General features: G+C 69.7%; 19 protein-coding genes. 9 read left to right on the top strand and 10 right to left on the bottom strand.

The features are described 5' to 3' along the window. The first annotated feature begins 38 nt into the window (after nt 1–38). From FGM06_RS08740 to FGM06_RS08750, 3 genes are all read left to right on the top strand, one after another. Nucleotides 39–1,319: an amidohydrolase gene (locus FGM06_RS08740; protein ID WP_144798879.1), complete on the top strand. Its 1,281-nt coding sequence runs from the start codon at nt 39–41 to the stop codon at nt 1,317–1,319. Nucleotides 1,320–1,451: 132 nt separating this feature from the next. Next, complete coding sequence (locus FGM06_RS08745; RefSeq protein ID WP_144798880.1) at nt 1,452–1,730, top strand: winged helix-turn-helix domain-containing protein; 279 nt, start codon at nt 1,452–1,454, stop codon at nt 1,728–1,730. A gap of 50 nt (nt 1,731–1,780) precedes the next feature. Continuing rightward, entirely contained in the window at nt 1,781–2,083 is a 303-nt protein-coding gene (locus tag FGM06_RS08750; RefSeq protein WP_144798881.1) for a hypothetical protein, read from the top strand. A gap of 27 nt (nt 2,084–2,110) precedes the next feature. Here the strand turns inward: FGM06_RS08750 and FGM06_RS08755 are convergent, their stop codons facing one another. After that, on the bottom strand, nt 2,111–3,481 hold the full coding sequence (locus tag FGM06_RS08755) for a geranylgeranyl reductase family protein (protein WP_144798882.1): 1,371 nt from the start codon (nt 3,479–3,481) through the stop codon (nt 2,111–2,113). Between the two features lie 221 nt (nt 3,482–3,702). Between FGM06_RS08755 and FGM06_RS08760 the strand changes: the two genes are divergently transcribed. After that, nucleotides 3,703–4,026 (top strand): hypothetical protein, encoded by a 324-nt coding sequence (locus FGM06_RS08760; protein WP_144798883.1) that lies wholly within the window; start codon nt 3,703–3,705, stop codon nt 4,024–4,026. A 36-nt stretch (nt 4,027–4,062) separates the two neighbouring features. On the opposite strand, the gene FGM06_RS08765 is transcribed toward FGM06_RS08760, so the two are convergent. From FGM06_RS08765 to FGM06_RS08785, 5 genes are all read right to left on the bottom strand, one after another. Next, nucleotides 4,063–5,166, bottom strand: a complete 1,104-nt coding sequence (locus tag FGM06_RS08765; RefSeq protein ID WP_144798884.1) for an ABC transporter permease — start codon at nt 5,164–5,166, stop codon at nt 4,063–4,065. Next, on the bottom strand, nt 5,159–6,406 hold the full coding sequence (locus FGM06_RS08770) for an ABC transporter permease (RefSeq protein WP_144798885.1): 1,248 nt from the start codon (nt 6,404–6,406) through the stop codon (nt 5,159–5,161). The genes FGM06_RS08765 and FGM06_RS08770 overlap by 8 nt, the downstream gene beginning before the upstream one ends. Continuing rightward, a complete protein-coding gene (locus FGM06_RS08775) occupies nt 6,403–8,040 on the bottom strand; it encodes an ABC transporter ATP-binding protein (protein WP_144798886.1) in 1,638 nt (545 codons plus the stop codon). The genes FGM06_RS08770 and FGM06_RS08775 overlap by 4 nt, the downstream gene beginning before the upstream one ends. 188 nt (nt 8,041–8,228) lie before the next feature. Beyond that, on the bottom strand, nt 8,229–9,392 hold the full coding sequence (locus FGM06_RS08780; protein ID WP_144798887.1) for a BMP family lipoprotein: 1,164 nt from the start codon (nt 9,390–9,392) through the stop codon (nt 8,229–8,231). Nucleotides 9,393–9,548: 156 nt separating this feature from the next. After that, on the bottom strand, nt 9,549–11,099 hold the full coding sequence (locus tag FGM06_RS08785) for a phosphohexomutase domain-containing protein (protein ID WP_144798888.1): 1,551 nt from the start codon (nt 11,097–11,099) through the stop codon (nt 9,549–9,551). Nucleotides 11,100–11,225: 126 nt separating this feature from the next. Between FGM06_RS08785 and FGM06_RS08790 the strand changes: the two genes are divergently transcribed. Next, nucleotides 11,226–11,504 carry an acylphosphatase gene (locus FGM06_RS08790; protein ID WP_144798889.1) on the top strand — a complete coding sequence of 93 codons (279 nt, stop codon included), beginning with the start codon at nt 11,226–11,228 and terminating at the stop codon, nt 11,502–11,504. A gap of 26 nt (nt 11,505–11,530) precedes the next feature. Here FGM06_RS08790 and FGM06_RS08795 read toward each other — a convergent pair whose 3' ends face one another. Next, on the bottom strand, nt 11,531–11,992 hold the full coding sequence (locus tag FGM06_RS08795; protein WP_144798890.1) for a hypothetical protein: 462 nt from the start codon (nt 11,990–11,992) through the stop codon (nt 11,531–11,533). Between the two features lie 893 nt (nt 11,993–12,885). After that, nucleotides 12,886–13,275: a winged helix-turn-helix transcriptional regulator gene (locus FGM06_RS08800; RefSeq protein ID WP_144798891.1), complete on the bottom strand. Its 390-nt coding sequence runs from the start codon at nt 13,273–13,275 to the stop codon at nt 12,886–12,888. A gap of 69 nt (nt 13,276–13,344) precedes the next feature. Between FGM06_RS08800 and FGM06_RS08805 the strand changes: the two genes are divergently transcribed. The 3 genes from FGM06_RS08805 (at nt 13,345) to FGM06_RS08815 (ending at nt 15,032) form a co-directional block, all read left to right on the top strand. Continuing rightward, nucleotides 13,345–13,794, top strand: a complete 450-nt coding sequence (locus tag FGM06_RS08805) for a DoxX family protein (RefSeq protein ID WP_144798892.1) — start codon at nt 13,345–13,347, stop codon at nt 13,792–13,794. Nucleotides 13,795–13,913: 119 nt separating this feature from the next. Beyond that, nucleotides 13,914–14,396 (top strand): VOC family protein, encoded by a 483-nt coding sequence (locus FGM06_RS08810; protein WP_144798893.1) that lies wholly within the window; start codon nt 13,914–13,916, stop codon nt 14,394–14,396. Beyond that, a complete protein-coding gene (locus FGM06_RS08815) occupies nt 14,397–15,032 on the top strand; it encodes a flavin reductase family protein (RefSeq protein WP_144798894.1) in 636 nt (211 codons plus the stop codon). 36 nt (nt 15,033–15,068) lie between these two features. On the opposite strand, the gene FGM06_RS08820 is transcribed toward FGM06_RS08815, so the two are convergent. Continuing rightward, nucleotides 15,069–15,551: a hypothetical protein gene (locus tag FGM06_RS08820; protein WP_144798895.1), complete on the bottom strand. Its 483-nt coding sequence runs from the start codon at nt 15,549–15,551 to the stop codon at nt 15,069–15,071. A 311-nt stretch (nt 15,552–15,862) separates the two neighbouring features. Then, nucleotides 15,863–16,744: a hypothetical protein gene (locus FGM06_RS08825; RefSeq protein WP_144798896.1), complete on the bottom strand. Its 882-nt coding sequence runs from the start codon at nt 16,742–16,744 to the stop codon at nt 15,863–15,865. A 78-nt stretch (nt 16,745–16,822) separates the two neighbouring features. Here FGM06_RS08825 and FGM06_RS08830 point away from each other — a divergent pair, with 78 nt between their 5' ends. Next, nucleotides 16,823–17,899 (top strand): succinylglutamate desuccinylase/aspartoacylase family protein, encoded by a 1,077-nt coding sequence (locus FGM06_RS08830; protein WP_144798897.1) that lies wholly within the window; start codon nt 16,823–16,825, stop codon nt 17,897–17,899. Nucleotides 17,900–17,985 lie beyond the last annotated feature (86 nt).

Here is a 17,985-nt window from a genome sequence, read left to right on the forward strand (position 1 = left end):
ACGCGACCTTTTAAGCCCGCCCGAGGCCACCCACGCCTATGAGCGCGCTCGAATCCGACGCGTACCGCGAGTTCCGCCGCGACCTCCACCGCCACCCCGAGCCCGCGTGGCGCGAGTTCTACACCACCGCCCGGATCGTCGAGGAGCTCCGGAAACGCGATCTCACCGCGCTCCACGTCGGCCGCGACGCCCTCGCGACCGACGACCGGATGAACGTCCCCGACGACGCAGAGCTCGCCGAGTGGGAGCAGCGGGCCCGCGACGCGGGCGCCGACCCCGAGGTCGTCGACGAGCTCTCCGGCGGCTACACCGGCTGCGTCGCCGTCGTTGAGCGCGGCGACGGTCCCGTGATCGGACTCCGCGTCGACATCGACGCCTTACCGATCCGCGAATCCGAGGACGGCGACCACGCCCCCGTCACCGAGGGGTTCCGTTCGGAACACGAGGGGTTCATGCACGCCTGCGGCCACGACGCCCACGCGACGATGGGGCTCGGGACCCTCGACGCCGTGCTCGACTCCGACTTCGCGGGCACGCTGAAAGTGTTCTTCCAGCCGGGCGAGGAGCAGGTGGCCGGCGGGAAGCCGATGGCCGAGTCCGGCCACCTCGACGACGTCGACTACCTCTACGCGGTCCACGTCGGCCTCGACCACCCCTCCGGCGAGGTCGTCTGCGGGGTCGACGGGTTCCTCGCGGTCCGGCACATCCTGGCGGAGTTCACGGGCGAGCCCTCCCACGCCGGCGCGCGGCCCGAGCAGGGGCGCAACGCGGTGCAGGCGATGGCGGCGGCGGTCCAGAACCTCTACGCGATCCCGCGCCACGCCGACGGCCCGACGCGGGTGAACGCCGGGCTCGTCGGCGGCGGCACGGCGACGAACATCGTCCCCGAGGAGTCGTTCATCGAGGGCGAGCTCCGGGGCGCGACGACGGAGCTGGCCGCGTACATGTCCGAGCACGCCGACCGAATCTTAGAGTCGGCCGCCGCGATGCACGACTGCGAGGTCGACGTGGCGACGAAGGGCGAGGCCCCGAGCGCCACCAGCGACGATGCGCTCGCCGGGATCGTCGGCGCGGTCGCGGGCGACGTCGCGGGCGTCACGAACGTCGTCGACAGCGCCGACCTCGGCGGCTCCGAGGACGCCACGTTCCTGATGCGGCGGGTCCAGGAGAACGGCGGGCTCGCCTGCTACGTAGGCGTCGGCACCGACCACCCGGGCGGCCACCACACGAGCACCTTCGACGTGGTCGAGGGCGACATCGCGGTCGGCATCGACGTGCTCTCTGGCGCGATCCTGCGGGCGGCCGAGAGCCGGCCGTGAGGGCCTTTCGCCGACCGCGATCAGGTCGGCCGGGATCCAGCCGCCCGGAACCCTCGTGGTGAGGCGCCTACGGACGGTGTGAACGCTTCTCCCGGCGGTAGGTTTAGGCGCCGCGAACCCCTCCGTTCGGGTATGAAGGCCGCCCTCAGGTACGTTCTCACCGGCACCCGCGGCGGCCCGAACAGGGTCCGGATCCTCAGGGCGCTCGACGACCGCCCGCGGAACGCGAACCGGCTGGCCGAGCACCTCGACCTGGACTACACGACGGTGCGCCACCACCTCGACGTGCTCCGCGACCACGGCGTCGTCGAGCGCACCGGAGACGGCTACGGCACGGTGTACTACCCGACGGACGGGACGCGGCGCCACTGGGACCTCGTCGAGGAGATCGCCGAGGGGCTGGCGCTGTGACCGCGACGATCCCTCGGTACGACTGCGGCGACGCCCGCGGGGTGTGAGCGATGGAGTGGATAGACGTCGCCCGCGTCAGCGTCGCCGCGAACGTCGCGATACTGTCCGCGCTCACGTGGGTCTGGGCCCGGAACTACCTGGCTTTTCGGTCGAAACACTCGATGGGGCTGGCGGCGTTCGGCGCCGTACTCTTAGCGCAGAACACGCTCTCGCTGTACTTCTACCTGTACCACCCCGTGCTGGCCGGCTGGTTCGCGACCGACATGACCCCGTTGGCGTGGCGGGCGAACGTCGTCGTCCACGCGTTCCAGACGGTCGCGCTCGGGTTCCTGCTGTGGGTGACGTGGGACTGACACCGTCCGAACAGTCGAAACCGCCCCTCAGTACTTCGCGTCGGCGCCCGTCGTCTCGTAGATCCGGTCCATGATCGCGTCGCGCTCGCCGGTCCAGTTCGCCATCGCGGCCGGGCTGGTCGGGTACGACTCGTAGTGCGTGAGCAGCTCGTCGGCGAGCGACTTCGTCTGGTAGAAGTTGCGGATCGTCCCCCAGTAGCCGAAGCTCTTGACCGCCGCCTTCAGCTTCAGCCCGAACGACATCGACGTCGACCCCTCGTACAGGGCCTCCGCGAGCTTCTCGCCGGGAAGCGCGGCGAGCAGCCCCATCAGGTCGTCCACGTCGACCGCGGTCGAGAGCACGTTGTACACGTCGAGGCCGGCGTAGCGCCCGCCGAAGTGGTCCATCACGCGGGTGTTGTACCGCCAGAGGTTCTCCTCGCTCACGTCGCCGTCGGAGACCGCCTTCACCGCCTGCTCGCCCGCGTACTTGCCGGCGTACGCGGCCCCGGCGATGCCGCCGCCGGTCGTCGGGTTGACGTGGCCCGCCGCGTCGCCGACCGCCATGTACCCCGGCGCGACCGCCGAGTCGTACGGCCGGCGGGTGGGGAGCGCGGCGCCGAGCTTGTCGCGGACCTCGGCGCCCTCGAACTCGGGGCGGTTCCGCAGATCGCGTTTCAGCGCCTCGACGAGCTGCATCGGCTCCTCGTTCATCTGGAAGCCGAGCCCCGCGTTGATCTCGGTGCTCGTCCGCGGGAAGTACCAGAGGTAGCCGGCGGCGCGGTCGGTCGCCTTGAACACCAGGGCGTCGTCCCACTCGACCGGCTCCGGGACCTCGACGATCTCGCGGTACGCCGAGCAGAACTGAGAGTAGCGCACGTTGGTGTCGAACGTCGTCCCCTCGAAGTCCGCCTTGTCCTGCAGCAGCGAGAGCGCCCCGGCGCCGTCGATGACGAGGTCGGACTCGTAGGTGACCTGGTCGCCCTTCCGCTTCGCGCGCAGGCCCGTGACCCGCCCGCCGTCGGTCTGGATCACGTCGTTGATGACGGTGTCGTAGTGGAAGTCGACGCCGGCGTCCTCGGCGCCCGCGATGATCCGGCGGCCGTACTCCCAGCGGTCGATGACCGCGAGCTCCCCCGGGACGGGGATCTCGAGGACCGTGTCCTCCTGCGGGATCTCGAACCGGCCGTGGTCGACGCCGGTGTTCGTGAACGCCGGCTCGAGCCGCTCCTTCGGGATGGCTTCCGGGAATGCGTCGGCGCCCTTCAGCGCGTCGCCGCAGGCGATGTGGCCCGCCTCCGTCTCGTCTTTCCGCTCGACGATGACGACGTCGAGCCCCTCGTTCGCGATCGTCGCGGCGGCGTAACAGCCGGCGGTCCCGGCGCCGGCCACGACGACGTCGTACTCGTCGATGCTCATGACACGTGGGTCGTTCCCCCGGTGGCAAAACTCTTTGTTCCCGATTCGGTCCCCTGTAGACCGACACGAGGAGAGGGGATCGCCCGACTGCGACGGGTCATCGTCGCCCGCCGCCGATGTGTCGACGACAGCGGGCGGCGACGGATCGACGACCGCTGGCAACGGTCACCCCCCACCGTCCGGGCGCCGTTTTTAACGGAGTCGCGGCCGTGCGTGCGGCCATGGCCGGACTCGACCACGTCGACACGGACCGGCTCCGGGAGTGGCTCTCGGAGGTCCGCGGGGCGGAGACGACCGCCGCGCTGATGCTCGCCGTCGCGTACGACAAGGGGATCGGCGCGGGCGAACTCGCCTCGTGGTACGGTCGGTCGACCGAATCGGTCGAGGAGACGATTGCGGCGCTCGACTCCCCCGACTACGTCGCCGAGATCGCCCGCCTCGAAGGAGTCGACCTCGACGCGGTCGACGTCTCGTTCGCCGAGCTCGCGGAGCGGCCCGTCAGCGAGGCGGCGAGCGTGGTCCGCGACCACGCGGATGGCGAGTGAGCCGCTGACCGCTGCCCCCCGTCGCCGGCTCCGAGGTCACTCCTCGGTCTCGTAGTGCTCCCCGGCCGCCTCCGGAAGCCGCGTCCGGCCCACCAGCGCGAGGACGAGGATGACCACCACGAACGGCGTGATCCGGATGAGCTGACGGGGGATCCCGATCCCCTGGAGCTGGAGCACGGTCTGGACCGCGTCCAGCCCCGCGAACAGCATCGTCGAGAGGAACGCCCCGACCGGGTTGTAGTTGCCGAACAGGTACGCCACGATGGCGATGAACCCCTTCCCGTTGACCATCGTCGGGCCGTTGCCGGTGAACTGGCCGAGGTCGAGCGACAGCGCCGCGCCGCCCATCCCCGCGAGCACGCCCGAGATCAGCACCGCCGCGTACCGGACCCGAGTGACGCTCACGCCGGCGGTGTCGAGCGCCTTTGGGTTCTCGCCGCTGGCGCGGATCCACCGGCCGAACGCCGTCCGCTCGAAGACGTACCACGAGCCGAAGACGGCGGCGAACAGCAGGTACACCGACGGCGACGCGGAGAAGAGCGCGCCGAAGAACGGGAGGTCGGCGAGCACCGGTACGTTGATCGACGGCGACGTCGCGACGGTCGGCGTGTTCGGGCTGCCGTAGATCACCTGTGAGGCGAACGGCGCGAGCCCGAGCGCGATGAGCCACACCGCGAGCCCGGCGATGATCTGGTCCGCGCGGAACCCGATCGTCACGACGGCGAACAGCGCCGCGAGCAGCGTGCTCGCGACGACGCCGCCGGCGAAGCCGACCCACACCCCGCCGGTGAGGTCGGCGACGTAGATGGCGCTGAACGCGGAGATGATCAGGAGCCCCTCCAGGCCGATGTTTATCACGCCCGACTTCTCGGCGAAGATCCCGCCGAGGGCGGCGAACGCGATCGGGACGGAGAGGCGCAGCGTCGCCGCGAGCGTGTTCCGGCTCGTGAGCGCGTCCGCGAGCGTCCCGGCGAGCGAGTCCGGGAACAGCAGCCCGGCGAGGAGCAGCGCGACGACGGCGGCGACCGTCGCGCCGGCGACGAGCGCGCGGGTCGTGTAGCGCTCGAGGAATCCCTCTCCCTCGGCGCGCTCGGCCGAGGCGTCGGCGCCGCCGGTGCCGTCCGCGGCCGCGTCACTCATCGGTCTCACCTCCGCGATCGGCAGCGGTCCCGCCGTCGGTCGCGACCTCCTTCCGTTCCGTTCCGGCGCCCGGCAGCCCGCGGGCCATCAGGCGGAAGAACTCCGGCATCGCCACGAACAGGATGATGAGCCCGCGGAGGACGCCGACGAGCTGGGGCGGGACGTCGGTCGCGAACTGGACGACCGTGGTCCCGCTCTTCAGAACGCCGAACAGGAGGGCGGCGATTCCGACGCCGAGCGGGTTGTTGCCGGCGAGGATCGAGACGGTGATCCCGTCGAAGCCGTAGGCGGGGATCCCCGTCTGGAACGTCCCGAGCACCATCATCACGTACATCGCGCCGGCGATACCGCCGAGCGCGCCCGAGAGCGTCAGGCTCGCGACGACGGTGCGCTTGGCGTCGACGCCGCCGTACTCGGCCGCCTCGGGCTGGACGCCGCTCGTCCGGACGTCGTACCCGAAGGCGGTGTGCTCGAGGACGTAGTACAGCGCGCCGACCGCGAGGAGCCCGAACAGGAGCGCGACGATCGAGAAGTCCTGCCGGCCGCCGAAGAACAGCGCCGGGAACTGCGCGAAGTCGGGGAGCGGCACGGTCTGGTTGGCGGCGCTGTCGGGGTCCTTGAAGATCCCGCTGACCAGGTACAGCGCGACGCCGGTGGCGATGAAGTTGAGCATGATCGTCGTGATCACCTCGTTGGCGTCTGCGTACGCCTTCAGCAGGCCCGGCACCGCGCCGTACAGCCCGCCGCCTACCGCGCCGACGAGGAGCCCGAACGGGATCAGCACGACGGTCCCGACGACGCCCGACACGAGCGACGACGCCCAGAGGACGCCGAGCGCGGTCGCCAGCGCGCCGACGACCATCTGCCCCTGCGTCCCGATGTTGAAGATCCCGGCGCGGAACGCCAGCGCGACCGAGAGCCCGGTGAACAGCAGCAGCGTCGACTCCCGGAGCGTGACCGCGAACTGGCCGTTCGGCGACCAACTGCCGCTGAACGGGTCGCCGAGCGCCCCGAGGAAGAGCCGGTCGAAGACGACGACTGGGTCGTAACAGAAGCCGGTGCCGAAGTAGTACACCGCCTCGCCGGCGGTACACGTCGTCATCCGCCCGGCCACGAGCACCAGAACCGCACCGATGAGCACGGAGAGGACGAGCGCCGCCGTGCTGATCAGGATCCGCTCGGTCGCGGAGGCGTCGACGAGCCGGGAGAGCGCGTCCCGCGCGCGGTCGGCGGCGCTCACGCGCGCTCACCGTCCGCGGCGTCCGTGGGGCCCGTGGGATCCGCCGGTTCGTCCCGTCCCGTCTCGTCTGCGTCTCCGCTCTCCGACGCCGCCGGTCCCCCTCCGCCCCCGTCGTCGTCTCCCGGGCGCTCGCCGGCCATCAGCAGGCCGAGCTCCTCCTCGGTCGTCTCGTCCGGGTCGACCACGTCGACGAACTCGCCCTCGTAGGCGACAGCGAGGCGGTCCGAGAGCCCCTGTACCTCCTCCAGCTTCGAGGAGACGAGGAGGATCGCCACGCCTTGGCGACGGAGCTCTAAGAGTCGCTCGTGGATGAACTCGATCGAGCCGACGTCGACGCCCCGGGTCGGGTGCGAGGCGACGACCAGCTCGGGGTCGCGCTCGAACTCGCGGCCGACGATGAACTTCTGCTGGTTGCCGCCGGAGAGCGACTCCGCGTCGGCGTCGGCGTCCGGGGGTCTGACGTCGTACTCGTCGATGATCGCCTCGGCGTGTCCCCGCGTCTTCGACCAGTCGATCCGGCCGTTGGCGGCGAGGTCGTCGCCGTGTTGGCTGCCGAGGAGGCCGTTCTCGACGAGGTCGAACTCCATCACCAGGCCGCGGTCCTGGCGGTCCTCGGGAATGTACGCCATCCCGGCCTCGATCCGCCGGCGCCGCGAGGCGGTCGTGACGTCCTCGCCGCGGAACCGGATCTCGCCCGCGTCGGGGGTCCGGAGACCGGTCACCGCCTCAACGAGCTCGGACTGGCCGTTGCCGTCCACGCCCGCGATCCCGAACACCTCGCCGGCCCGGACCTCGAAGGAGACGCCGTCGACCGCCCGGACTCCGCGGTCGTCCTCGACGACGACGTCCGAGGCCGAGGCGACGACATCGCCCGTCTCCGCGGTCCCGTGGTCGACGTCTAAGAGGACCTCGCGGCCCACCATCAGCTCCGCGAGCTCCTCCTGGCTGGTCGTCTCCGCGTCGACGGTCCCCACCTTCTTCCCGTCCCGGAGGACGGAGATCTCGTCGGCCGCGCGCATCGCCTCGCCGAGCTTGTGGGTGATGAAGATGATCGTCTTCCCCTGGGCGGTGAGCTCGTCGAGCACGTCGAACAGCTCGTCGACCTCCTGGGGCGTCAGCACGGCGGTCGGCTCGTCTAAGATCAGCGTGTCGGCGCCGCGGTACAGCGCCTTCAGGATCTCGACGCGCTGTTGCTCGCCGACGGAGACGTCCTCGATACGCGCGTCCGGGTCGACGTCGAACCCGTAGCGGTCCGCGAGGTCGACGACGGCCTCCCGCGACCCCGCCCGGTCGACGGCGAGCCCGCCCCACTTCCGCGGCTCGTTGCCGAGGGTGATGTTCTCGGTGACGGTCATCGGGTCCACGAGCATGAAGTGCTGGTGGATCATCCCGATCCCGGCGTCGATCGCGTCTCGCGGCGAGTCGAACGCGTGCGGCTCCCCGTCGAGCCGAACCTCCCCCGACGTCGGTTCGTAGAGGCCGTAGAGCACGTTCATCAGCGTCGTCTTGCCGGCCCCGTTCTCGCCGAGGAGGGCGTGGACGGTGCCGCGCTCGACTTCGAGGTCGACGTCGTCGTTCGCCACGACCCCGGGAAACCGCTTCGTGATCCCGTCGAGGTGGACGGCTGTGGCCATTGGTCTGGTACTCACTGGTTTGAGGGCGGCTGAATATGTTTGGATATGATTCGGCCCGAGCGGGACGCCGAACGGCCGATACTTCGACCGGAGGGCGAAGCGTCGGTGAGCGAATCGTCGGCGCGCGAACCGGTCGTCGACGTCGGTCCGTGCAGCTTTCCGTTCAGTCGGTCCGCCGGACCGCTACCTCAGACTTCCGACGGGACGTCGATGTCGCCGGCGATGATGTCCTCGCGCGCGGTGGCAACCTCGTCTTGGACGTCGCTGGGGATCTCCGAGCCGAGCTGGTCGCCGTAGACGAGCGCGACGCCCTCGTTGTCGAGGCCGAGCGCGACGTTCGAGCCGCCGGGGAACTCCTCGTCGACGGTCGCCTCGATCGCGTTGTAGACCGCGGTGTCGACCCGCTTGACCATGCTCCCGAGGATGACGTCGGCGTAGTCGGGGCGCGTGATCGACTGGTCGCGGTCGACGCCGATCGCGAACTTCTCCTGCTCCTGCGCGGCCTGGAAGACGCCGGTGCCGGTGTTGCCAGCCGCGTGGTAGACGATGTCGGCGCCGCTGTTGTACATCGCGGTCGCCGCCTCGCGACCCGCCGCGGGGTCATTGAAGCTCCCGGTGTAGTTGACGCTGACGTCGACGTCGTCGCTGCCGGCGGCGACGCCCGCCTCGAAGCCGGCCTGGAACTTCTGGATCAGGTCGGACTCGACGCCGCCGACGAACCCGACGTTCGTGGAGTCGCCCGCGGTCGAGCCCGCGCCCGCCGAGAAGTCGCGGGTGGTGAGCAGGCTCGACATCAGGCCCGCGAGGTACGACCCCTCGTGCTCCCGGAACGTGTAGCTCGCGACGTTGTCTCCCTCGACGAGCGAGTCGACGATCATGAAGTCCTGGTCGGGGTACGACTCGGACGTCTCCGCGAGGGAGTCGGCCTGGAGGAAGCCGATACAGCACACTAGGTCGTAGTTCGGGTCGGTCGACTCCGCGAACTGCTGCTGGAACGTGCTGAACTGCGACACCTCGTCGGGCTGGGCCTCCTGGAAGGAGATGTTCAGTTCCTCTTCCGCCTGTATCGCCCCCTCCTGCGCCTGGTCGTTGAACGACCCGTCGCCGAGGCCGCCGGTCGCGTACACCATCCCGACGTTCGCCGCCGGACCGTTTCCGCCGTCGTCGCCGTCGGAGCCGTCCGAGCCGTCGTCGGATCCGTCCATCCCGTCGTCGCCGTCGGAGCCGTCCGAGCCGTCGTCGGACCCGTCCGAACCGTCGCCGCTCGGGCCGCCGCTACAGCCCGCGAGGCCGATGAGGCCCGCTGCGCTTGCCGCCTTGACGAACCGCCGCCGATCGAGGTCGGATACCATGTCAGGTACAAGGGAGTGGGAGCGCGGCATAAATTCGTCGCTCTCGGCGCCAGAGAGTGTACGTTTTCGGAACGCTGCGGAGGAAACGTCGCCCACTCGGGCCGGTCTGAGCCGTTTTTGTGCAGATCCGCGGTATGTAAGGAACGATCGTCGGGGTTACGCGTCGTCGGCCGCGCTCACCGCCTCGGCGACGACGTCCTCGACGTCGGCGATCAGGTCGTCGACGCCGTCGCTCTCGGCGTACACCCTGACGTACGGCTCCGTGCCGGAGGGGCGGACGAGGGTCCACGACGCGTCCGGGAACTCCAGGCGCACGCCGTGGTCGGTGTTCACCGTCGCGTCGGGGAACGCCGCCGGCAGCGCGGTCTCCAGCCGCTCCATCGCGTCGGCCTTGACGTCGTCCGGGCAGCCGACGCTTACCTTGCGGTACGGGCGCTCCGTGATCGGCTCGCGGAGGCCGTCGAGCCCCTCGTCGGCGACGAGCCGGGCGATCACGGCCGCCGAGGCGACGCCGTCGATCCACTCGCCGTGGGCGACGTGGATGTGCTTCCACGGCTCCGCGGCGAAGACGACGCGGGTGTCGGTACCCACCTCTCCGGCGGTGCCCGCCTCCCCGACCGCGCCCGCCTCGCCGAGGGCGCCGGCCTCGGTGGCGTCCTCCCGGACCGCGGCGATGCCCTCGTGGAGCGCGCCGAGCCGCACGCGCTCGACGCGCCCGCCCGCCTCGCGGACGCGCTCGTCGATCCGTCCGGAGGCGTTCGGGGTCGTGACGACCACGGGGTCGGCGGCGTCGCTCTCGCGCGTGTACCGCTCCGCGAGCATCGCGAGGACGGTGTCCTCGTGGACCACCTCGCCGTCGGCGTCGACGATCACGATCCGGTCGGCGTCGCCGTCGTGTCCGATCCCGAAGGCGAACCCCTCGGCGTCGCCGTCGGTCCCGTCGCCCTCGCCGTTTGCGCTCGGTCGGCCCGGCTCCGCGACGCCCTCGTTCGCGTCGGCCACGAACGCCCGGAGGTCGCGGAGCGTCTCCGGGGTCGGCTTGCTCCCGCGGCCCGGGAAGTGGCCGTCGACGTTCCCGTTGAGCGTGACGACGGCGGCGCCGAGCTCGCGGAGCACGGTCGGCGTCGCGGGGCCGGCCATCCCGTTCCCGCAGTCGACCGCGACCCGAAGCCCGTCGAGCGGCGCACCGAACCGCTCCGCGTACGCGCGGACGTCGGCGAGGTAGCCGGCGAGCGGGTCGACGCGTTCCGTCTCGGTCCACGCGTCCCACGCCGCCGGCGGCTCCTCGCCCGCCACGCGCTCCTCGACGGCGCGCTCGGCGTCGCGGTCGAACTCGCTGCCGTCGCGGAACAGCTTGATCCCGTTGTCGGTCGGGGGGTTGTGCGAGGCCGTGAGCATGACACCGTACCGACCCCGAGAGGCGTGCGCGAGCGCCGGCGTCGGGAGCCGACCCGCGCGCAGCACCCGGACGCCGCCCGACGCGAGCCCGGACTCCATCGCCGACGCGAGCGCGGGCCCGGTGACGCGCCCGTCGCGGGCGAGCACGATCTCGGCGGGGCGCTCGTCGCCCGCGCTCGACCCGTCTCCGTCGCCCTCGGCGTCCTCCCGTATCTCCGCCGCGACGGCGCGTCCCACCGCGAGCGCGAGCTCGGGGGTGACCCGCTCCGTCGCGCTCCCGCGGATCCCCGCGGTTCCGAACAAGTCCATACCCGGCGTGTCGGCGGCCGTTCGTTAGAAGTCGTCGGTTGCCGGTCGGCGGTCGCCGGCCGGTGTTTTTAATCAATCAACCGCCCGGCGTCGCGTTTAAGCCCGCGGCGGGCGCACGCACCGCCCATGACCGACCGCACGCGAGCGCACGTGTACGTCTCGGGGCGAGTGCAGGGCGTCTACTACCGGGCGTCGACCCGCGACGCCGCCCGCGAGAAGGGGGTCGACGGCTGGGTCCGCAACCTCGACGACGGGCGCGTCGAGGCCGTCTTCGAGGGGCCGGAGGAGGCGCTCCGCGAGATGGTCGCGTGGTGCGAGACGGGGAGCCGCGCCGCCGACGTCGACGACGTCGACGCGACGTACGAGGAGGCGAAGGGGATAGACGGGTTCGAGGTCAGGTGGTGACCGCCGACGGATAGGCGCGCGCCGGGCTACGGCGCCACCGGGTCGCTCGGCCGGTCGCGGACGCCGAGCGCCTCCAGCGCGCGCAGCACCACGACCGCCTCGACCACGTCGCGCTCCTCGGTATAGGGGTCGTCGACCGCGTCGAGCGTCGCTTCGGCCTCCGCGGCGAGGCGGGATTCAAGCTCCGTCTGGTCGGTTTCGCCCTTCACCGCCGACAACAGCGCCTCGTGGTCCTCGCGGAGGTCGAGCGAGACGTGCGCCGCGTTGCACCGCGAGAGCGGGTGGGCGTCCATCTCGATGGCGAGGTCGCTCACGAGTTCCCAGTCGTCGGCGCAGAAGCGGAGCGTCACCGCCCCGACCACGTCGCGCCACGAAATCGGGTCGCCGTTCTCCATCAGCCCGAGCGCCCGCGGCGGCACCGCGATCCGGGTGTGGGTCTCGTCGCGACCGCAGAGGCAACAGGAGGTGTTCTTCAGTCCGGCGTACACGCGAGTCTGTACGGGCTGAGGGGTGGTGTGCGTTTCGGCGGCGGGAGCCGACCGCTGGCGCCGCAGTATATAAATCGGCGCGAGCGGGAGCGACAATTGTTTATGAATAAACGTGGGCGGTGGCGCGCGCCGCCGAGCGGGCCTTCGGCCCGCGAGTAGTGAGGGACCGGAGGTCCCTCTGACAGCCGGCGGCAAAGCCGCCGGCGAGAGCGCGTGCGACGAGGCTGGAGAGGCGTGAGGTGCGGTTGATGTGACCCCGTTTGACCTGTGTCAGAAACTGACTGCCGAATACAGAGCGAGAAGCCAACACGACGTTATCGTTTCTTTCACTCAGTATCAGTCGTTCAATGTCAGCGCTAATCTGTCGCTATTGATTAAATATATGATTGGTACTGTGAATAACATTCATCATCTTGCAGGTACTATAGCATGTGGGTAAATGTCATGTCTACCAGACGCAAAGTTCCCGTGGGAGCGACGCCTAAATCGAAGTACGCAACTTGGGACGACCACCGAGAGTCCCTTCACCGTGAGGCCAGGACAAACCGCCGGAAGCGACAGGTCCGACCGAAGTAACTCATCAGCGATCCATTTTTGAAAAATTCGTATCTCCCCGATTGAGTGAGCCGGCACCTCCAATTCGAACTCAACCCTGTGCCAGATACGCCCGCCGTGTTCAGCACAACTGTAGAAACCTATCATCCTTCGAGGAGTTCAACAGAGTCAATAACGTACAGCCGGGCGGCAGCGAGGCGCGAAGCGCCTCTGGCGGCCGGCGGGTGCGCCGGCGGCGACTTAGGGCTTTGAAACCGTTCGATGCGTCAACGATTTACAACTAAATGACCGTGAACCGCTTTTGGTTATGAGAAATCAACGATCCCGCCGACGCGTTCCTACCCGCTGCACTCGGCGAGCCACTCGTGGGCCCACTCGTCGATCTCCTCGAAGACGGGCGCGAGCGACTCGCCCTTATCAGTGAGGCTGTAGTACGTCGCCACCGGCGACTCCTCCTCTAACCGCCGGTCGACGAAGCCCGTCTCCTGCAGGTCGTCGAGCACGCGCGAGAGGGTGCGGGCGTTCGCGTCCGTCTCGCGCTTAAGCTCGTTAAACCGCGACTCGCCGTTCAACAGCTCGTGGAGGACGACGAGCCGCCAGCGCGAGCCGATCTGTTCCAGCGAGTCGACGACGGGGCACGCGGAGGCCGGGTTCGAGGACGTATCCGTTTCGGGCTCCGCATCGGTCGTTTCCGCCGGGTCGGAGCCGGCGAGTTCCTGCGATGACATCGGTGTTACCTGCTTACCCTATTGTCCGGGAAGCGATAAATAGGTTACGTCCGTATACGTAGTTACACGATGTTAGCTGAATTCACGACGCTACCGCTGCAGCTCGACTCCCCCTTCGCGGGCGAACTGTTCCTGCTCGGCCGGATCCTGTTCGGCGCCACGCTCGCGTTCATGGGCCTGAACCACTTCATGGACGTCGACACCATGGCCGGCTACGCCGAGTTCAAGGGGCTCCCGGCGCCGCGCTTCTCCGTGGTCGCCTCCGGCCTCCTGCTCGTGCTGGGCGGGCTCGGCGTCGTCGTCGGCGCGTTCCCCGTGATAGCGGCCGGCGGCCTCGCCGTCTTCCTGCTCGTCTCCGCCGTGACGATGCACGACTTCTGGTCGGTCGACGATCCCGAGGAGCAGCAGAGCGAGATGACGAGCTTCCTCAAGAACGTCTACGGCGCCGGTGCCGCGGTCGCGCTGCTCGCCGTCGGCGGCACCGCGTGGCCCTACGCGCTGGGCCTCGGCCTGTTCTGAGCCGGACGCGAGCGTTCCGAACTGAACGCGACGCTCCGAACCGATCGCATCGCTTTCAGACCGCTTTTTCCGAGCCGCCAGTACCACTAACTGACTCCGCGACCACCCGACACACGACTATGACCGACGCCCCACCCACCACCGGACTGCACCACGTGACGAACATCTGCACCGACATGGACGAGACGGTCGCGTTCTACGAGGACGCGCTCGGCTGGTACACGGTCAAGCGGACCCAGAACTACGACGACCCGGGGACGCCGCACTACTACTTCTCGTCCACGCCGGAGGGGGAGCCGGGGACTAACGTCACCTACTTCGAGTACCCGAACTCGCAGGGCGCGCCCGGGCCGGGCGCGAGCCACCACTTCGCGTTCGGCGTCGAAGACGAGGAGACGCTCCGCGAGTGGCAGGCGCACCTCCGCGAGCAGGGGGTCCGGGTCTCTGAGGTGAAGGACCGCACCTACTTCAAGAGCATCTACTTCAGCGACCCCGACGGGCTCGTCTTCGAGCTGGCAACGGAGGGGCCGGGGTTCACCCGCGACGAGGACGAGCCCGGCAGCGAGGAGATCGACCCGTTCGCGGAGGGGTACGAGAACTGAATGGCGGACGAGCGCGCCGCCGGCGACGACCTACCCGAAGCCGAGACGGCTCACCGACACGGCGAACCGGACGCCTTCGGGTCGCCGTACCGCCTGCTCTCGACCGCGGTGACACCGCGCCCCATCGCGTGGGTCTCTTCGCGGGGCTCGGCCGGCGAGAACCTCGCGCCGTACAGCTTCTTCAACACCGTCGCGATCGACCCGCCGGTCGTCGCCTTCTCGCCGGTGGCGACCGCGGCGGACCCGAAGGACACGCTCGCGAACGCTCTCGAGACGGAGGCGTTCGTCGTCAACGTCGTCACCGAGGACGTCGTCGAGGCGATGAACGCGTCGAGCGCGACGCTCGACGCGGGCGAGAGCGAGTTCGACCACGTCGGGATCGACCGCGCGCCGTCGGCGCGGGTCGACGCGCCGCGGGTGGCCGCGGCGGCCGTGAGCCTCGAGTGCGAGCTGTACGACGCGGTCGAGATCGGCACCTCGACGCTGGTGCTCGGCGAGGTCGTGTACGCCCACGTCGCCGAAGACGCGCTGCTGGACGGGGAGATAGACATGGACCGACTCGACACGGTCGGCCGGCTCGCCGGCGGCTGGTACGCGAGCACCGACGACCGGTTCGAGCTGGAGCGCCCGCCGTAGCTCGCGTCGCCTTCCACTGACTCCCGCCGCTTCCCGCTAGCTCTCGCCGTCGCTCTCCACCAGCACCGCGAACCGGTCGAGCGCCCGCCGGCAGACGGGGACGTACCAGGCCGCGACGATCGGTACCTCGACGACGACCCGGCTTCGGTCGGACTCCCCGGCGTAGCTGTCGACGCGGTGGCCGGTCGCCGGGATCCCGGCGACACGCCACTCCCAGCGTCGCCCGTTGCACGCGGTCACGCGGAACGGGAGCCACGCGCCGCCCACCAGGACCCGTCCCGTCGTCCCGCGAGTCACGTAGCGGTCGTCGCTCTCCACGGCGTCGATCGCCGGCCCCCAGTCCGGCCAGGCGCGGGTGTCGCGGAGGGCCTCGGCGGCGATCGACGGGGCGACCGCGACGTCGCGACCGACGGCGAGCGTCGCCCCCTCCCGGACGACCGTCGACGCGGACGCGTCGCCGCACCCGTCGAAATCGCAACGAACGTTCGATTCGTCGCCCGAACGAGACCGGTAATTCACGATCCGTCCAACGGTCTCGTCGCAGTTAAGCCGACGCATATTAATACCTTAAATGGTATCAGGTCTCATTATCTCTTTCCACGAAGGGTTAATACGGAGATCCGCGCAACTCGATTCCAACATGGCCGACGACCGCGACACCATGAAGGACGTCTCGCATACAGCACCGCACGACACCTCGGCGAAGGGAGTCTGGAAACGGGGCCGAGGACCCGTCGAGGAAGAGGAAGAAGAGGAGTAACGCCGGTCGAACCGCGGCTTTCTCTCCGTTTTCCCGCTCGCGTACCGATCGGTCCGACGGGCTCGCGCTCTTATCGCTCCGAACTCTCCGTCCCGTCCACCTCCGCTTCCGCCTCTTCGAGGTCGATCTCGGTCGGCTCGACCCCGAGCTCTTCCTCCTCCGTGGGCGCTCGCCCGAGCATGGCGCGGAGCGACGACCACGCCTGTCGCCTGTCTCCGCCCTTCGAGAGCGGGATCCCGGCGAACGACGCCGCCGGGTGGGTCGTCTCGGCACCGAGGTGGTCCATGTGGGCGGAGACCCAGGTGAACGCGGCCGAGAGGAGAGTGAGCACTGCGAAGGAGGTCCACGACTCGGCGGGCGAAAGGGCGGCCGCCCCGACGACGACGCCGGCGATCACGTAGACGAAGGCGACGAAGATCAGGAGCACCGTCACCGTCGCCAGCAGGTCGTTGACGGCGGTGACGCGGGCGTTGTAGTCGATCCACTCGGCGTAGCTCCGGAGCAGTCGCTCGTCGAACTCGACGTCGTCCGGCGACGACGACTCGCCCTTCTCGCTCGCTATCACGGCGTCGACCGCCTTGAGGTCCAGTCCGCCGCGGAGGTCCGAAGCGGTGTAGGTGACCGCCGCCAGCCCGGTCGACGCGAGCAGGAGGAGGCCGCCGACCACTGTGAACGGGTTCAGGAAGACGGCCAGGTCGACCGTCGTCTGGACGACGATGGAGCCGCCGGTGACGACAATCCCGATGAGCAGCAGGTTCGCCTTCAGGATCTCGATCGCCTTGTTGTCGATCTCGCGGAGGCGTTCGACTTGGTAGTCGAACGTCGTCCGCAGCTCCTCCCGGGTCGCCGCCGCGATCGCCGGATCGACGGCGGGCTCGCGGGCCGCCGCGTCGGGGGCGTCGACGTCGGCGGGACTGCTCTGGGGATCGGTCGCGTCCCCTCGGTCGGTCATGCGACGTGATTCTCGAAGCGGCGCCGTAAGGCTACCGACGGCCGGGGGGATTATGGTCCGATGCCGGGACTCCGAGGTATGACCGAGCCGCAATCCGAACCGAGTCCGGAGCCGGAGCCGTTCCGGTACGACGCCGTCGTCGATCCGGGCGAGAAGCGCCGCGTCCGGTACGAGGTGGGCGAGACGTACCTCGGCGACCCGATCGAGATGCCGGTGACGATAATCAACGGCGAGGGCGGCGGGCCGGCCCTCTTCCTGAGCGCGGGGATCCACGGCGACGAGCTCAACGGCGTCAAGGTGGTCCAGGAGGTCGCCGACCGCTACGAGCCCGCCGACCTCCACGGCACGCTCGTCTGCCTCCACGTGTGCAACGTCCCCGCCTACGAGGCGCAGCGGCGCGACACCCCGATCTACGACCAGGACATGAATCGCTCGTTCCCGGGGAACGAGCGCTCGAACACCACCGAGCGCATGGCGAACCGGATCTACCGGCGGTTCGTCTCCCAGTGCGACCTCGGGCTCGACTTCCACACCTCCACCCGCAACCGCACGACCATCTACCACGCCCGGGCCGACCTCGAAAATCCCGACGTCAGGCGTCTCGCGCGGGCGTTCGCGACGAACGTGGTGCTGTACGGCAGCGGCGATCAGGGGTCGCTGCGCTCGACGGCGACCGCCGACGGGATCCCGACGGTGACCGTCGAGATGGGGCGCGCCCACCGCTTCCAGCCCGTGCTCGTCGAGAAGGCGCTGGAGGGCGTCGAGAGCGTCATGGCCGAGTACGAGCTCCTCCCGAACGAGCCGGTCCACTGGCCGGGCTGGTTCCAGTCCACCTCGGTCGACAGCACGAAACGCTGGCTGCGCGCCGACACCGGCGGCCTCGTGGAGATGGAGTGGGGGCCGTACCCGCTCGTCTACGAGGGCGAGACGATCTGCACGATCACGAACCACTTCAAGACGGAGGAGCACGCGGTCGAGGCCCCCTTCGACGGGCTGATCCTCGGCTCGCTGGAGAACCCGGTCGCCGCGCCGGGGCACCCGCTCTGTCACGTCGTCCGGCTCGACGGCGAGACGCGCGCGGAGATCGAACGCGAGATCCGGGCCGGCGACTTCGACGGCTACCGGGCCCACGGCGACGCGTGGGCCGACGACTGAAGTGGCGCCACGGTAACCGGCTGCCGCCAGCGTTCTCGCGGCTGATAGCCGCGGAGGTGGGTTTAACCCGGCCCGCGGTCGACCGC

The organism is Halorubrum depositum (genome assembly GCF_007671725.1).
Taxonomy (GTDB): domain Archaea; phylum Halobacteriota; class Halobacteria; order Halobacteriales; family Haloferacaceae; genus Halorubrum; species Halorubrum depositum.

Excerpts from the sequence above, each read along its gene's own strand:
- FGM06_RS08745 (WP_144798880.1), top strand. The coding sequence starts at position 1,452 with ATGAAGGCCGCCCTCAGGTACGTTCTCACCGGCACCCGCGGCGGCCCG.
- FGM06_RS08765 (WP_144798884.1), bottom strand. The coding sequence starts at position 5,166 with ATGAGTGACGCGGCCGCGGACGGCACCGGCGGCGCCGACGCCTCGGCC.
- FGM06_RS08785 (WP_144798888.1), bottom strand. The coding sequence starts at position 11,099 with ATGGACTTGTTCGGAACCGCGGGGATCCGCGGGAGCGCGACGGAGCGG.
- FGM06_RS08825 (WP_144798896.1), bottom strand. The coding sequence starts at position 16,744 with ATGACCGACCGAGGGGACGCGACCGATCCCCAGAGCAGTCCCGCCGAC.
- FGM06_RS08760 (WP_144798883.1), top strand. The coding sequence starts at position 3,703 with ATGGCCGGACTCGACCACGTCGACACGGACCGGCTCCGGGAGTGGCTC.
- FGM06_RS08740 (WP_144798879.1), top strand. The coding sequence starts at position 39 with ATGAGCGCGCTCGAATCCGACGCGTACCGCGAGTTCCGCCGCGACCTC.
- FGM06_RS08775 (WP_144798886.1), bottom strand. The coding sequence starts at position 8,040 with ATGGCCACAGCCGTCCACCTCGACGGGATCACGAAGCGGTTTCCCGGG.
- FGM06_RS08755 (WP_144798882.1), bottom strand. The coding sequence starts at position 3,481 with ATGAGCATCGACGAGTACGACGTCGTCGTGGCCGGCGCCGGGACCGCC.
- FGM06_RS08790 (WP_144798889.1), top strand. The coding sequence starts at position 11,226 with ATGACCGACCGCACGCGAGCGCACGTGTACGTCTCGGGGCGAGTGCAG.
- FGM06_RS08780 (WP_144798887.1), bottom strand. The coding sequence starts at position 9,392 with ATGGTATCCGACCTCGATCGGCGGCGGTTCGTCAAGGCGGCAAGCGCA.
- FGM06_RS08815 (WP_144798894.1), top strand. The coding sequence starts at position 14,397 with ATGGCGGACGAGCGCGCCGCCGGCGACGACCTACCCGAAGCCGAGACG.
- FGM06_RS08830 (WP_144798897.1), top strand. The coding sequence starts at position 16,823 with ATGACCGAGCCGCAATCCGAACCGAGTCCGGAGCCGGAGCCGTTCCGG.
- FGM06_RS08810 (WP_144798893.1), top strand. The coding sequence starts at position 13,914 with ATGACCGACGCCCCACCCACCACCGGACTGCACCACGTGACGAACATC.
- FGM06_RS08800 (WP_144798891.1), bottom strand. The coding sequence starts at position 13,275 with ATGTCATCGCAGGAACTCGCCGGCTCCGACCCGGCGGAAACGACCGAT.
- FGM06_RS08805 (WP_144798892.1), top strand. The coding sequence starts at position 13,345 with ATGTTAGCTGAATTCACGACGCTACCGCTGCAGCTCGACTCCCCCTTC.
- FGM06_RS08750 (WP_144798881.1), top strand. The coding sequence starts at position 1,781 with ATGGAGTGGATAGACGTCGCCCGCGTCAGCGTCGCCGCGAACGTCGCG.